Source organism: Aquibacillus kalidii (assembly GCF_014280935.1).
Classification (GTDB): Bacteria; Bacillota; Bacilli; order Bacillales; family Amphibacillaceae; genus Aquibacillus_D; species Aquibacillus_D kalidii.
Map to the genome: position 1 here is coordinate 227090 of NZ_JACLZI010000036.1, position 16705 is coordinate 243794.

A 16705-nucleotide genomic window follows, 5' to 3' on the forward strand; every position below is an offset into this window, starting at 1 on the left:
CATGTATAACATGAACATAACTTATAACCATTCAATAGTTGTTGTTGTACGTTCAATCTCTGGAAAAGAATCGATCAAGCGAAAAGCCTGATGAATGACCCTTTCCGACTGAACGTTATCACTGGAAATAGTAACAAGACCAAATTGTGTTCGTTGCCATAAGTCTTGAAATGCTATTTCACTTATAGCAATATTATAATCATTTTGTACTCTTGTTATTATTTTTTTTATTACAGATCGTTTTTGCTTTAATGATTGTGATTCATAAATAAAGCATTCTACTTCTGCATAAAGGATCATTTACGCTCGATTTCCTCCATAATATAGGCTTCAAATATGTCGCCTTCTTTAATATCATTGAAGTTCTCTACTGTAATACCACACTCATAGTTTTGTGCAACTTCTTTAACATCATCCTTAAATCTTTTCAATGTGTCAATTTCACCTTCGTAAATGACAACTCCATCACGAATCACACGAACACCAGCGTCACGCGAAATTTTACCATCAGTTACATAGCTTCCGGCAATAGTACCAATTTTCGACACTTTAAAGATTTCACGCACTTCTGCCTGGCCGATAACTTTTTCTTGAAATTCTGGATCAAGCATCCCTTTCATAGCAGACTCAATCTCTTCTATTACTTTATAAATAATTCTATGAAGTCTTACGTCTACTTTTTCTGTTTCAGCTGCTTTTTTAGCATTCACATCAGGTCTAACATTAAAGCCAATTACAATAGCATTCGATGCAGAAGCTAAGATAATATCAGATTCTGTAATCGCACCTACACCAGTGTGAATAATACGTACTTTAACGCCTTCCACTTCAATTTTTTCTAATGAGGATGCTAATGCTTCAGCAGAACCCTGTACATCTGCTTTCAAAATTAGATTAATGTCTTTTACTTCCCCTTGCTTAATTTGCTCAAATAAGTCATCTAAACTTACTCTTGCTTTATCTCCACGTTTCTCTTCGATTTGCTTTTGTTGTCTGGCTTCACCAATTTGACGTGCTTTCTTCTCATCATCAAACACAACAAAGCGATCACCAGCTTGAGGTACTTCATTTAACCCTGTAACCTCGACTGGTGTAGAAGGTCCTGCTGTTTTAACACGTCGTCCTATATCATTAACCATTGCACGTACACGACCAAACGTATTACCAACTACAATAGGATCACCTACATGTAGTGTCCCGTTTTGAACTAATAAAGTGGCAACCGATCCACGTCCTTTATCCAACTCTGCTTCAATCACAGTACCACTTGCATTACGATCTGGATTAGCTTTCAATTCCTCGACCTCTGCTACTAATTGAATCATTTCAATTAGGTCTTCAATACCTTCACGCTTAATAGCAGATAGTTGAACAAAGATCGTTTCGCCACCCCAGTCTTCTGCAATTAAACCATGTTCCGTTAATTCCTGCATAACACGGTCAGGGTTAGCCCCTTCTTTATCCATTTTGTTTACAGCTACAATGATCGGCACCTCTGCTGCTTTAGCATGATTAATTGCTTCAATGGTTTGAGGCATAACACCGTCATCTGCAGCAACAACTAGAATTGCAATGTCTGTTACTTGTGCTCCACGTGAACGCATGCTTGTAAATGCTGCGTGTCCCGGAGTGTCTAAGAAAGTTATTTTCTTTCCTTTATTTTCAATTTGGTAAGCACCAATGTGTTGCGTAATTCCACCTGCTTCACCTTCTGTTACTTTCGTATCACGAATAGAATCAAGTAAAGTTGTTTTACCATGGTCAACGTGTCCCATGATCGTTACGACTGCAGGTCTTTCAATTAAGTCGTCTGTATTATCTTCTTCAATAAACGTTTCGATTGCTATCTCATCGACGACTTCTTGTTTCTCAACTTCCACACCATATTCTTCACAGATTAATTCGATAGAATCATCGTCAAGATCTTGGTTTTTAGTTGCCATTACACCAAGGAACATTAACTTTTTAATGATTTCGCTAGTATCTTTCCCTAATTTCTCAGCTAGGTCACCAACAGTTAAATTTCCAATGTAAGTAACTTTAGAAGTTGTTTCTTGTTTACTTGCTTGTTTCTCATTTTGGTTTGTTGCATTTGTGTTATTGTTTTTATTATTCATATTTTTATTTCCCTTACCTTTAGATTTGGCTGACTGATTGTTCGCACTTTGTTTTTCTTTAGGTTGGGATTTAGCATTTTTAGATTGATTGTTTTTATTACTTTGATTTGAGGATTTCTCTTCTTTTGCAGTACTTTTTCCTGCAAACAATTTATCTAATTCAACCTTTGTTTCATCAGAAATTGTAGACATATGGTTAGAGACTTCTACTTTTAACTCTTTTAATTTATTAATAATCACTTTACTAGATAAGTTCTTTTCCTTTGCATATTCATAAACGCGCATTTTGCTCATACGTTCACCCCCGAATAGATTTATCGAGTAACGATGTTATTTTCTTAGCGAATCCATCATCTAAGATTGAAATAGCTACCCTTCCGGATTTTCCCATTGCCTGTGAAATTGTATCTCTGTCATCTACAATTCTATATGGTACGTTATAGTACGAACATTTATCTATAATCTTTTTTCTAGTGTTTGGTCCGGTATCACTAGCTAAAAGCACCAATTTAGCTTGTTGTTTTTGAATTTCACGAACAATAAGTTCCTCGCCGAGTGTACATTTTCTGGCACGGAATGCTAATCCCAACATGTTCAAATAATCTTTACTCAATTTTTTTACCTTCTATGACTAATTTTAGTTGTTCATAGATCACTGGATCAACTGTTGTGCTGAGATGTCGCCCTAAGATATTGTTACTCTCAGCTTTCTCAACAACTGTGATGTCTTTGGATACATATGCTCCCCGACCATTTTTTTTACCAGACGGGTCTACAAACACTTCACCCTCTTTATTGCGAACAACCCGAATTAGGTCCTGCTTAGGTTTCATTTCTTGTGTAACTACACACTTTCTAAGAGGTGTTTTTTTGTTTGTTTTTGCCATATGAATACCTCCTTATTCAAATAGATCTTCATCGATCTCAGAATAGGTTTCTTCCTCTTCATAGGAATCTGTAGACAATAGACCTTCTTCTCTTGCTTCCGATTCACTTTTTATATCTATTTTCCAACCAGTAAGCTTAGCAGCTAAACGTGCATTTTGCCCACGTTTTCCAATTGCTAAAGATAATTGATAATCAGGAACGATAACAGTAGTTGCCTTTTCTTCCTCATTAACTTTCACTTCCACCACTTTAGAAGGACTTAAAGCATTGGAGACATACACTACTGGGTCTTCTGAATATTCGACGATATCGATTTTTTCCCCTTTTAATTCATTTACAATCGCCTGGACACGTTGCCCTCTCTGCCCAACACATGAACCAACCGGATCAACTTCAGGATTTGAAGCATAAACTGAGATTTTAGAACGGTCGCCTGCTTCCCTTGCTACAGAACGAATCTCAACCGTACCATCATATATTTCAGGAACTTCCATTTCGAATAACCTTTTAAGTAATCCTGGATGTGTACGTGACACAAAAACATTAGGTCCCTTATTCGTATTTTCTACTTTAGTAACAAAAACCTTTAAACGATCGTGCACATTATATTCTTCTGTTGGCATTTGTTCACTGTCCGGTAGTTTTGCTTCTATTTTTCCAAGGTTAACATATATAAAGCGAGGATCTTTCCTTTGAATAATTCCTGTCATTATGTCCTCTTCTCTATCTATGTACTCACTAAAAATAACGCCTCGTTCCGCTTCACGAACTCGTTGTGTTACGACTTGTTTTGCAGCTTGAGCTGCAATTCTACCAAAATCCTTTGGCGTAACTTCTATTTCCATAACATCGCCAATTTCATAGTTCGGGTTCAACTGCTTTGCTTCCTCAAGCGAAATCTGTTGTTGTTGATCATCCACTTCTTCAACAATATCCTTTCGAGCATAAACATGCATCGAGCCAGATTGTTCATTTAAATCAACTCTAACATTCGTAGCAGATTTAAAATTTTTCTTATAAGCTGAAATAAGAGCAGCCTCAAGGGCCTCCATTAAAATGTTTTTATCGATACCTTTTTCTCTTTCCAAATAATCAATGGCATCAAAAAGCTCACTACTCACTTTTTTTCCCCCTTAATATTAAAATGTTACTGCTAACCGAGCTTTTGCAATTTTTTCAAAAGGAATTTCAATTTCTTTCTTTTTCGTTTTAACTTTAATTTCTATTACAGCTATATCATTTTCAAAAGACTTTAAAATACCTTCAAACTCTTTTGCATCATGAAGTGGCTCATATAACTTAATGTAAACATTATTTTCTAAGTTGCTAAGAAAGTCCTTTTTCTTTTTTAAAGGACGTTCTGCACCTGGTGATGACACCTCTAAAAAATAAGGGAATGTAATCGGGTCGTCTGCGTCTAATTTTTCACTTAGTTTCTCTGATACTTGCCCACACTCCTCAATGTCGACACCACCATCTTTGTCAACAAAAATGCGTAGAAACCAGTTTGGCCCTTCTTTTTCAAATTCAACATCAACAAGTTCTAGGCTCATTTCTTCAAGTATTGGTAGTACTAATTGCTCTGTCTGTTCCGTTACTTTATTACTCACTAAAATTCCCTCCTTTTAAGCACTACTAATGGTCCTCGGATAAATACCTTTTGTAATTAGTATATTCAACTATACACTTTTCATTTAAAAGCAATACTTGGAAAGTATAACTACAAAACCCTTGCCAAAAATTGGCAAGGGAACATATCGAATTCCATCCTAATTCAGGGACTCTTTTTGCTGCGACAGGTCAGATCAAAAAGACATAAGTATGAAAGAAAGAGTGGGTTTCCCCACTCTCTCTTTCTTACGTATCATTGCTTACCACTATAAAATATAACACATCTTTGTTAATTATGCAAGAATATACCAACTAGTAATAGATTATCGTTTTTTCTAAAATAAAGATAACTGGTTTTTATCTGCCATTCCTTCTAAACAACCATGGTTATCAAGATATTCTAAAACCGTTTTGGAAATACGACTTCGCTCCCGAAGATCTTCTTTGGAAAGAAATTCTCCTTCTTCTCTCGCTTTTACAATATTTAAAGCAGCATTCGTACCTAAGCCGTCAACTGCATTAAATGGTGGAATTAATGTATTTCCATCCACTATAAAATTTGTTGCACTAGAACGGTATAAGTCAACCTTTTGAAATGAGAATCCTCTTTCGTTCATTTCTAAAGCGAGCTCTAAAACAGTAGATAAATTCTTCTCTTTTGGAGGTGCATCGTTTCCTTTAGCAAAAATTTCCTCAATTCTTTTTCGGATCGCAGCAGAACCTTTAACCATAACATCAAGGTCAAAGTCACCTGCGCGAACAGAAAAATAAGCAGCGTAAAAGAAAATAGGATAGTGAACTTTAAAGTAAGCAATACGGATTGCCATCAACACATATGCAGCGGCGTGTGCTTTTGGGAACATATACTTAATTTTCTTACAAGAATCAATATACCAATCTGGTACATTATGTTTTCTCATTTCTTCTATCCATTCATCCTGTAATCCTTTACCCTTACGAACAAACTCCATAATTTTAAAGGCTAATGATGCATCTAAGCCTTTGTGCATGAGGTAAACCATGATATCGTCACGACACCCAATAACATCTGGCAAACCACAAATCCCGTTATTAATCAATTCTTGTGCATTGCCTAACCAAACATCTGTACCATGAGATAATCCTGATATAATGACAAGTTCTGCAAATGTTTTTGGTTTCGTATCTTCAAGCATTTGCCTAACAAAACGTGTTCCAAATTCAGGTACACCTAACGTCCCTGTTTTACACATAATTTGATCAGCAGTTACTCCTAACACTTCAGGACTAGAAAAGATCTTCATTGTTTCTTCGTCATCTGTTGGTATTGTTTTTGGGTCAATCCCACTAAGATCTTGAAGCATTCGGATAACCGTCGGATCATCGTGTCCAAGTATATCTAACTTTAACAAGTTATCATGGATAGAATGGAAATCAAAGTGCGTTGTTTTCCATTCAGAAGTTCGATCATCTGCTGGGAACTGTATCGGTGTAAAATCATATATTTCCATATCATCTGGCACAACGATAATACCACCAGGATGCTGTCCAGTAGTTCGTTTAACACCTGTACATCCTGATACTAATCGATCCACCTCTACATTTTTCACCTGCATCTGGTGATCACTTGCATACCCCTTCACGTATCCGTATGCAGTTTTTTCCGCTACTGTACCGATTGTTCCTGCACGATATACATTGTCTTCCCCAAATAACACTTTCGTATAGTTGTGCGCTCGTGGTTGATACTCTCCGGAAAAGTTAAGGTCAATATCGGGAACCTTATCTCCTTTAAAGCCCAAAAACGTTTCAAATGGAATATCTTGTCCATCTTTCTTTAGGTTAGCTCCACAATTCGGACAAGCTTTATCTGGTAAGTCAAAACCACTACCGAAAGATCCATCATTAAAGAATTCATTATACTGACATGTTCTACAAACGTAATGAGGTGGAAGTGGATTAACCTCCGTAATTTCTGTCAACGTAGCGATTAATGATGATCCAACAGAACCACGAGATCCAACTAGATAACCATCGTCTAAAGATTTTTTAACTAATTTATGTGAAATTAAATAAATAACAGCAAATCCATGCCCAATAATACTTTTTAACTCTTTCTCTATACGTTTTTCTACAATCTCAGGCAATTGCTCCCCATACAAATTCCGCGCAAAACTATAACTCAACTCTCTAATTTCTTCCTCAGCACCATCAATATTAGGCGTGTATAGGTCTTCTTTCACAGGTTTTATAGATTCAATTTGATCAGCTATATATTGTGTATTCGTTACTACAACTTCTTTTGCTTTATCTGGTGGAAGGAAATGAAAACATCCAATCATTTCATCTGTTGTTCTAAAGTGTACATCAGGTAATGTTTGTCTACTTAATGGGTTACCATTTTGAGATGAGATCAAGATCTGACGGTACATTTTATCATGTGGCTCTAAGTAATGAACATTTCCTGTCGCTACACATTTTTTTCCAAGTCGATCTGCCATTTCTACTAAGTTCTTTAAAATATCATAAATTTGTGCCTCGTTCTGCACTAATTCCCTATCCATTAAATGAAAATAATTTGATGGTGGTTGTATTTCTATATAATCGTAAAAATCAGCGACTTGCTCTGCTTCATCTTTTGATTTTTGCATCATCGTTTCAAAAACTTCCCCTTTGTCACAGCCTGAACCGACTAAAATACCTTCTCTTAAAGACTGTAACTTTGATCGTGGAATTCTTGGAACGCGATAGAAATAATCAATGTGAGATAGGGATACAAGCTTAAAAATATTTTTTAAACCTACCTCATTTTGAGCCAATAACGTCACATGGAATGGTCTAGAACGTTGGTAAGCATTTCCTTCCCCCATGTGAATATTAAATTGATTGTGGTTATTTATTTCCTTTTCTGAAGCTAATTTAATTAGCTTCCACATTAAATAACCCGTTGCTTCGGCATCATAAATAGCACGGTGGTGTTGTGTTAACTCAATATCAAGCTTTTTACACAGCGTATTTAAGCGGTGATTTTTAAGTTCAGGGAATAAGAAACGCGCTAACTCTAATGTATCTACTACTGGGTTAGTAGCTTTAGGGAAGTCGATTTTCTTCAATCCTTCATTCAAAAACCCCATATCAAAGCTCGCATTATGAGCAACTAAAATGTCGTTACCCATCCACTTATGGAAATCTCTCAATACTTCATCTACTTCAGGTGCATCCTTAACCATATCATCTGTGATACCAGTTAGATCTATGGTTGTTTGAGATAACGGATGATGAGGATTAGCAAAGGCCTCAAATCGATCAATAATATCTCCATTTTTAATTTTGACAGCAGCAAGTTCAATAATAGTGTCATAAACCGCGGATAGTCCTGTTGTTTCTACGTCAAAGACTACATATGTGGCATCTTCTAAGATAACATCGGACTCATTATATGCAATGGGTACACCGTCATCGACAATATTCGCCTCTAATCCATATATAACCTTTATTCCATGCTTACTACCAGCAGCATAGGCTTCCGGATATGATTGAGCAACAGCATGATCCGTAATCGCAATAGCAGGATGGCCCCATTTAGCTGCTTGCTCTACTAACTTAGATGCTGAAACAACTGAATCCATTTGACTCATCATAGTATGGGCATGAAGCTCTGCTCGCTTTTCATCATCAGATGCTCTATCTTGCCTAGTTTTAGGTGTCACCTCATTGATGTCATTTACCATCATGGTTAGTTCATTGGTAAAAGTATCTGTTTGGATACTTCCCCGTGCTTTTATCCACATACCCTTTTTAATTTGTTTAAACTTCTCTGCGTCTTGATCGCCTTTAGAAAACATTTTTAATTGGAATGAATTGGTATAGTCTGTTGCTTTTACAATTAATAAGTGCCTTCCAGATCTAAGTTCACGGACATCGACGTCAAATATATAGCCTTGCACAATCATTCGACGTTCTTCTTCTGTAATAGTTTCCATTGGAACAGGTTCTTCCGTAATGTTATAGCCTAACATAACTGGACCTTCTGGAGTCTGATCATTACTTTGCTTTGATCTTTCTTCCTTATCTTTCACAGCTTTTTGGACAAGCCGTTGGTCTTCTAATGCCTTTTGTTCCCGGAATTTTTCTAGGTCATTTAGTTCTGTTTTCACATCGATTGTTAAATTATATGTTGCAGCCCCGATACGATAGCAATAATTTTTAAAAGCGGGTTCTAATCTCTTTTTTAAAGCATTTGCTTCTGCATCATTTCTTGCAGTTAACATAATCTTATTACCGTCAATACGAGGTTTTTGCTCATGAACCAAATCTTTATAAGCGGGTGATAGATCTTTCATAGTCGAAATAAAGTCCCGCCAATAATCACATACTTCCTCTTCTTCTAACTTTTTATCTGTTGTATAGATGGTCCAATCTATTGTTGCGATATGGGAAAAGCTATCTCTTAGCTTTAACGTGAATTCATGATACACTTTAGGTGGCAAAATCTTAGCAAGATTAATGTGAAAGTGCCATAGTTTTTCCTTTGTATAAACTTCCAATTTAGATAAGGAACTATCTATAAAATACTGTTCCGTTATATCTTCTTGTAAATTAATTTGTTGCAGCAATAATGTCATTTTCTCGTTGCTGGATATCCCCATTTATTGTTCCTCCCTACCCAGAAACATGTCTTCTTAAAAACACTCTATTATATTCTACTATTAATTAAAACCCTTGTCATTAGAGAATTAGACAAGGGTTTTTATAACTAAATTTCCAATAATTCTTTTATTTTATTTAAAATATCAGATTGATGTAAGTCGGTCTGGTCTCCAGTATTTCGTACTTTAAATTCCACATAACCTTCATTAGCTCTTTTACCGACTGTTATCCTGAACGGAATTCCTACAAGATCACTATCTGCAAATTTAACACCAGCTCGTTCCTTACGGTCATCGTAAAGCACTTCCATACCTGCTTCTTGTAACATCTGATATAGTTCATCTGCAAGCTGTTTTTGCTCTTCATTTTTTGCATTAATAGACAGTAAATGAACTTGAAATGGCGCTACATTTGTAGGCCAAGTTATTCCTTTTTCATCATGGAATTGTTCTACAATAGCGGCTAGTGTTCGAGAAACACCAATACCATAACAACCCATAATCATCGTGTTTGCCTTCCCTTGATCATCTAAGAATGTTGCGCCCATTTTCTCCGCATAAAATTTCCCTAGTTTAAACACATGGCCTACTTCAATTCCCCTAGCGAATTTAATTGTACCATTGCCATCTGGAGATGGATCCCCTTCTTTGATGAACCTTAAATCTGCATATTCCTTAACGTTGAAATCTCTACCTGGGTTAACATTTTTATAATGGAAACCATCTTCATTAGCACCACAGGATACATTAACGACATATTGCACAGCAGTGTCTGCAACAACATCAATCTTTTCATTCACACCAATAGGACCTAGCGAACCGAAACTAGCTCCTAAAACTTCCTTCGTTTCTGTTTCAGTAGCGAGCTCTACTACACTTGCATTGTATAGATTCTTAAGTTTAATATCATTTACTTCGTGATCACCACGAGTGATAACGAGAACCAATGATTCATCCACTTTAAACATTAGTGCTTTTAATCCTTGTTCTAAGCTATGACCTAAAAAATCAGCTACTTCTTGCATTGTTCTTTGATTTGGTGTTTCCACCTTTTCCATGTCTTTCAAAGGTATATCTAATTGCTTATATTCTTGTGTTACTGGAGCCATTTCGATATTAGCTGCATAATTAGATGTATCTGAATAGGCAATTGTATCCTCACCAACATCAGACAATACCATAAATTCGTGTGTATCCTTCCCGCCCATTGCACCAGAATCAGCAATAACTGCTCTGAAATTTAAACCACAACGACTAAAAATATTAGAGTATGCTTGATACATTTTAGAATATGTCTCATCAAGGCTATCAAACGAATCATGGAAAGAGTAAGCGTCCTTCATTACAAATTCTCTACCGCGTAATAAACCAAATCGAGGTCGTTTTTCATCTCTAAATTTAGTTTGAATTTGATATAAAGTTAATGGTAAGCGTTTGTAACTCTTTACTTCATCTCTTACTAAACTAGTAATAACTTCTTCATGAGTTGCACCCAGTGCAAATTCTCGATCATGTCGGTCATGGAGACGCATTAACTCTGGACCAAAGTTATTCCATCTGCCAGTCTCTTTCCAAAGTTCAGCTGGCTGTAGTGCTGGCATAAACATTTCATTTGCACCAGCTTTGTCCATTTCATCTCTAACTATTTCTTCTACTTTACGCAACACCCTTTTACCTAAAGGCAAAAAGCTATAAACACCCGATGCCGTTTGACGGATGAAACCAGCACGAAGTAATAGTTGGTGACTTTTTATATCTGCATCTGCTGGTACTTCTTTTAGTGTTGGTAATAATGTCTGACTTTGCTTCATCCTTAATTCCCACCTCTGAATTATTTACCGAACTATTCTATAAGAACAAACGTTGTATATCATTCCATGTAACTACAATCATCAAAAGCATTAACAATGCAAAGCCAATAAAGTGAACAATTCCTTCTTTTTGTGGGTCTATTGGTTTACCTCTAACTGCTTCAATTCCTACAAATAATAATCTTCCTCCGTCAAGCGCTGGTAACGGGAGTAAATTCATAATACCTAAGTTAACACTTAATGCAGCAGTCCAAGATAAGAAATTCATAAATCCTGTTTGAACCACTTGGTCTGTAACGTCATAGATACCTACAGGACCAGATAATGCTTCAATCGAGAATTGTCCTGTTACTAGTTTCACTACGTTAACAAGAATAAGTTTCCCCCAAAAGTAAGTTTCTTCTAAACTATAGGGAATTGCTTTTATCACTGATTTTTCTACTTGTGTGGTAACACCAATTTGGCCAAATTCTTGGTCTTGTGACTTTATACTTTTAGGGACAACCGTTAATTCAACTTGCTCATTATTCCGGTTTACTACCATAGATAGCTCTTCTTCTGGACTATCCCCAACAATTGCTTTAAATTCATCAAATGAACTGATTGAAGTATCTTCAATTTTTATAACTTGATCGCCTGATTGAAACCCAGCTTCTTCCGCAGGACTATCAGGTACCACTTCACCAATAATAGCTTCATCAGTCGGAACTCCTTGAACAAATCCTATAATGGCAAAGATAACAATAGTTAAAAGAAAGTTCATCATTGGTCCAGCAAATAGTTGCATCGCACGCTGAGGTATTGTTTTAGAAGCAAATTGTCTATTATAAGGTGCAATCTGTGTCTCATTTTCATCCATGACAAATACAGCTTTTGGATCTACTTGAAAAACCAATCTATCTTCAGCATCAACTTCATAACCCTCAATCATTAAGCGATGATCTAAATCTGCCTTTTCAACCTCGATTACATGCGCATTAGGATGTTTCGATTTGTTGTTGACAATTATCTTGTTGACATGACCAGACTCACTAAATTCCAGTCCAATGTGTTGTCCCGCTTTCAGTTCAATAATTTCAGGATCTTCTCCGGCTACACGAACATAACCACCAAGCGGAAGTAGACGAATCGTATATAACGTTTCATTTCTTTTAAGAGAAAAAACTTTAGGACCCATTCCTATAGCAAATTCTCTAACTAGCATTCCTGCTCTTTTTGCGAATATAAAATGACCAAACTCATGTACAAACACGAGAAGTCCAAACATTAAAATGAATGCAATGATGGTGTTCAAATGTAGCACTCTCCTTTTTTGTCTTTGTTCCTCTATAAAAGATAGGATTGAACTTGATGACGTGTCTCCTTATCAATTGCTATAATGGTTTCTAAATCAGGGTGTTCAATCAACCGATGACTGCTCATAGCACGTTCTATGTACTCTTCAATCATTAAAAATGATATTTTACCTTTTAAAAACATGTCCACAGCAATTTCATTAGCTGCGTTCATCACTGTTGGGACAGACCCCCCTAATCTTCCTGCTTCAAAAGCAATCGCTAGACTCGGAAAACGATTCAGGTCCATTTCTGAGAAGTGAAGTTTGCTAACCTCTAATAAGTTTAACTGCTTTGTTGTAGGTAATTCAAGCCTCGAGGGATATGTGAGCGCATATTGGATTGGAACACGCATATCTGGTGTTCCTAGTTGAGCGATGACACTGCTATCTTTAAATTCTACCATAGAATGAATAACACTTTCCTTATGTTGAATTACTTCAATCTGGTCATAAGGGATATCAAATAACCAATGGGCTTCAATGACTTCTAAACCCTTATTCATCATAGTGGCAGAATCTACCGTTATTTTTGCTCCCATACTCCAATTAGGATGGTTTAATGCATCTTCCACAGAAACATTCTTTAGGTCTTCTCGGGATTTATCCCGAAAACTTCCACCTGAAGCTGTCAAAATCAACTTGTTAATTTCATTTCTGTTTTCGCCATTCAAACATTGAAAAATAGCGGAATGTTCACTATCAACAGGTAATAAACTAACATCATATTTCTTCGCTTCGTCCATCACTAAGTGGCCTGCTGTAACTAACGTTTCTTTATTTGCAATAGCAATTTGTTTCCTTTCACGAATGGCGTGTAAAGTAGCTTGTAAACCTACACTCCCCATAACAGCATTGACTAGAACATCAGTAAACTTGTCAACACTTATTTCAATCATACCTTCATTACCCACTAATATAGTTTGGTGAGGAATATGTATGGATAACTTTCGCTTAGTTTCCATATCTTGAACAACAATTTTTTTCGGATAAAATTCTTGGATTATTGGTAATGCTTTCTCCACATTCTTGCCGAAAGCAATAGCATATAAACTAAATTGCTCGGGGTGCTGTCTAATCACATCTAATGTTTGGATTCCTATTGATCCAGTAGCACCCAAAAGGGTAATATTCTTCATTTTTTTACGCTCCTATACGTATCTATCCTATGTTTAAAAAAGGATAAAATGCAGTAATGGAAAAACAAATAACCAACTATCAAATCGGTCTAATATTCCTCCATGACCAGGTAATATTTTTCCGGAATCTTTGACATCATAATATCGTTTAAATGCTGATTCCACAAGATCTCCTACTTGTCCAAAAGCCGATGCTAATATGGTGACCAATATTAACACAATTACAGATGAATGAACAGGGAAAAACAGGTGAAATACAACTCCTGCGACACAAGCCAGGATAATACCGCCTATGGCCCCTTCAATTGTTTTATTAGGACTTATTTCAGGCCATAATTTATTTTTACCGAAAGCTCGTCCAAAAAAGTAGGCACCGGTATCCGTCGCAAGAATGACTACAATACCATAGAAAATATATACTAACCCATTATCTGGATCCGCGTTTCTTGTTTGGATAAAGTAGTAAAATCCTAAACCTACATAGATTGCTGAAAGAACAAAGAAACCTGCATCTTCAAAGGTAAACTTATTTTTAACTAAGACTGTATAAGCTAATAATAAGAGAACTCCTAATAGAGTTATTTCTATTTTTGAAGCAAATAAAATATGATCATTTGGGTAAAGCAAGGCCCAAAGAAATAACATTGTGATCAATGTTGGTACAGGGTATGTTGTTGTTTTCCGCATTTTCAATAGTTCTAGTAGCCCTATCGTTGCAATAACGTACATAACTAAATGAAAAGGCAATTTGCCTATATAAACAAACGGAAAAAATAAAAGGATAGCGATGACTGCTGTTATAATTCTTTGCTTCATATTAATTCACACCTTAAATCCCGCCAAAACGACGTTTTCTATTCTGATAGTCCAAAAGCGCTTGTTCAAACAACGCTTCGCTAAAATCAGGCCATAGTGCATCTGTAAACCAAAACTCTGTATAAGCAGATTGCCATAACAAAAAGTTACTTAATCTAATCTCTCCACTAGTTCTAATCAATAAATCAGGATCTTTAAGATGACTAGTATAAAGATTATCAGATATAACGTTTTCGTCAATTTCTTCCACACTGTATTTTCCATTTTGAATATCTGTCACGGTTTTCTTTATAGATTGTACTAATTCATATCTACTTCCATAGTTTAAAGCAATATTTAGTATTAATCCATTATTCTTAACTGTTTTATCCTTTGCCTCTTGGATCGCCTTTTTTGTGTGATCAGGTAATAAATCAAACTCACCAATAGTTTGGATTTGAACATTTTCCTCTATTAACTCAGGTAAATATGTACTTAAGAAATCCATAGGTAATTTCATTAGATAATCTACTTCAGGCTTTGGTCTCTTCCAATTTTCTGTTGAAAAGGCATATAGCGTAAGAACTTTCAAACCATGTTTATTCGCGGTTTTAACAACTTTTTTTACGTTGTCCATTCCTTCTTTATGACCTGCGAACCTAGGTAACCCACGTTTTTTAGCCCAACGTCCATTCCCATCCATTATTATTGCCACATGTTCTGGTATGTTATCCGGTTTTAGCGTTCGTATTTCTTCGCTACTTTTCTTTTTTAAAAAAGGAAGTTTATTAATCAGCATACGGAATCCTCCATCAAGAAATACATATATGTAATGTGCTCCATCTGTTATATAAATAACACTACTTCACAGCATATGCATCATTTGTCTTGCCTATAACGTGCAAAAACCCCCTTTGTAAAGAGGGTCTTCCTTAATCATTAATTTTACATGTTATAAGCTCAAACTTCCATAATTTCTTTTTCTTTTTCTTTTGTTACATTATCTATCTCTGTAATGTACTTATCTGTTTCCTTCTGAACATCATCTTGAAAGCCACGAAGTTCATCCTCAGTAAGGTCTCCGTTTTTTTCATCCTTTTTTAACTGATCGTTAGAGTCACGACGGATATTTCTTATTTGAACTTTTGCCTCTTCCGCATATTTCCCAACTACTTTTACTAATTCTTTTCTTCTTTCCTCAGTTAATGCAGGAATACTAATGCGAATGACATTACCATCACTAGATGGTGATAGCCCTAAATCAGCTTTCTGAATAGCTTTCTCAACATCAGATATGGATGATTTATCAAATGGAGTAATCATTAATAATCTCGCCTCGGGTACTGAAATAGTTGACAACTGGTTTAATGGCGTAGATGCTCCGTAATAATCTACATAAACGTTATCAAGTAATGACGGATTTGCTCTACCTGCACGGACTGTAGCTAATTGTTTAGAAAAGGCTTTTACTGCTTGTGACATTTTAGAACTAGTTTCATTAATTAATTGTTGTGACATTATTTTTTCCCCCTTATGATTGTCCCTATTTGTTCGCCTTGAACAGCTCGCTTAATATTGCCTTCTTCCATTATGGAAAAAACAAGTAATGGAATGTCATTATCCATACAAAGTGATGATGCAGTAGAGTCCATAACACCTAATCCTTCATTCAGCACTTCTAAATACGATAGTTCTTCATATTTGGTTGCATGTTCATCAAGCTTTGGATCTGCTGTATAAACACCATCCACATTATTTTTAGCCATTAGGATAACATCTGCTTCTACTTCCGCTGCCCTTAATGCAGCAGTTGTATCAGTTGAGAAGTATGGGTTACCTGTACCCGCAGCAAAAATAACTACTCTTTTCTTCTCAAGGTGTCTTATTGCTTTTCTTCTAATGTATGGTTCTGCAACTTGTCTCATTTCAATAGACGTTTGTACCCTAGTAGGAATTCCAAAGTTTTCAAGACTATCTTGAAGTGCAAGTGAGTTCATAACAGTTGCTAACATACCCATATAGTCGGCGTTAGCTCGGTCCATTCCCATTTCACTCCCCACTTTGCCGCGCCAAATATTACCGCCACCAACAACAACAGCAACCTCAACACCAAGTTCTACTACTTCTTTAACTTGAGATGCGATTGACTGGATAACCTTTGGTTCGATTCCATACCCAAGCTCTCCACTAAGCGCTTCTCCACTCAATTTTAACACAATTCTTCGGTAGCTAGCAGTAGTCATAATAACCTCCATTATGTAATTTTCTTCACTTTATAAGGATTAGATTTTCCTATTAATATGTACTCTATCAGTTTAATTAGAGTATATCTGCTTCGATTTTCACATTGCTGCACCAATTTATAGAAAAGGGAACACAGTGT

General features: G+C 36.1%; 14 protein-coding genes. All 14 read right to left on the minus strand.

The annotated features are described in order from the left end of the window. Positions 1-21: 21 nt before the first annotated feature. Positions 22-300, minus strand: a complete 279-nt coding sequence (locus tag H7K77_RS08785; RefSeq protein WP_186577430.1) for a DUF503 domain-containing protein — start codon at positions 298-300, stop codon at positions 22-24. Then, on the minus strand, positions 297-2411 hold the full coding sequence (gene infB, locus H7K77_RS08790) for a translation initiation factor IF-2 (protein WP_186577431.1): 2115 nt from the start codon (positions 2409-2411) through the stop codon (positions 297-299). The genes H7K77_RS08785 and infB overlap by 4 nt, the downstream gene beginning before the upstream one ends. A 4-nt stretch (positions 2412-2415) precedes the next feature. Beyond that, the gene (locus H7K77_RS08795; protein WP_186577432.1) at positions 2416-2730 is read right to left on the minus strand and encodes a YlxQ family RNA-binding protein; all 315 of its coding nucleotides are present in this window, start codon (positions 2728-2730) and stop codon (positions 2416-2418) included. Next, positions 2723-3004: an RNase P modulator RnpM gene (gene rnpM / locus H7K77_RS08800; RefSeq protein ID WP_186577433.1), complete on the minus strand. Its 282-nt coding sequence runs from the start codon at positions 3002-3004 to the stop codon at positions 2723-2725. Before rnpM ends, H7K77_RS08795 begins: the two co-directional genes overlap by 8 nt. 12 nt (positions 3005-3016) lie before the next feature. Beyond that, positions 3017-4126 carry a transcription termination factor NusA gene (nusA, locus tag H7K77_RS08805; protein ID WP_186577434.1) on the minus strand — a complete coding sequence of 370 codons (1110 nt, stop codon included), beginning with the start codon at positions 4124-4126 and terminating at the stop codon, positions 3017-3019. Between the two features lie 18 nt (positions 4127-4144). Continuing rightward, a complete protein-coding gene (gene rimP, locus H7K77_RS08810) occupies positions 4145-4615 on the minus strand; it encodes a ribosome maturation factor RimP (protein WP_186577435.1) in 471 nt (156 codons plus the stop codon). 336 nt (positions 4616-4951) lie between these two features. Then, a complete protein-coding gene (locus H7K77_RS08815; protein ID WP_186577436.1) occupies positions 4952-9244 on the minus strand; it encodes a PolC-type DNA polymerase III in 4293 nt (1430 codons plus the stop codon). A 107-nt stretch (positions 9245-9351) separates the two neighbouring features. After that, entirely contained in the window at positions 9352-11055 is a 1704-nt protein-coding gene (locus tag H7K77_RS08820; RefSeq protein WP_186577437.1) for a proline--tRNA ligase, read from the minus strand. 37 nt (positions 11056-11092) lie between these two features. Beyond that, positions 11093-12349: an RIP metalloprotease RseP gene (gene rseP / locus H7K77_RS08825; protein ID WP_186577438.1), complete on the minus strand. Its 1257-nt coding sequence runs from the start codon at positions 12347-12349 to the stop codon at positions 11093-11095. Between the two features lie 32 nt (positions 12350-12381). Beyond that, complete coding sequence (gene dxr / locus H7K77_RS08830; protein WP_186577439.1) at positions 12382-13527, minus strand: 1-deoxy-D-xylulose-5-phosphate reductoisomerase; 1146 nt, start codon at positions 13525-13527, stop codon at positions 12382-12384. A 33-nt stretch (positions 13528-13560) separates the two neighbouring features. Further along, entirely contained in the window at positions 13561-14343 is a 783-nt protein-coding gene (locus H7K77_RS08835) for a phosphatidate cytidylyltransferase (RefSeq protein WP_186577440.1), read from the minus strand. A gap of 13 nt (positions 14344-14356) precedes the next feature. After that, positions 14357-15121, minus strand: coding sequence for an isoprenyl transferase (locus H7K77_RS08840; RefSeq protein ID WP_186577441.1), 765 nt, complete (start codon positions 15119-15121; stop codon positions 14357-14359). 161 nt (positions 15122-15282) lie between these two features. Then, positions 15283-15840, minus strand: a complete 558-nt coding sequence (frr, locus tag H7K77_RS08845; protein ID WP_186577442.1) for a ribosome recycling factor — start codon at positions 15838-15840, stop codon at positions 15283-15285. Continuing rightward, positions 15840-16565 carry a UMP kinase gene (gene pyrH / locus H7K77_RS08850; RefSeq protein ID WP_186577443.1) on the minus strand — a complete coding sequence of 242 codons (726 nt, stop codon included), beginning with the start codon at positions 16563-16565 and terminating at the stop codon, positions 15840-15842. The genes frr and pyrH overlap by 1 nt, the downstream gene beginning before the upstream one ends. Between the last annotated feature and the right edge of the window lie 140 nt (positions 16566-16705).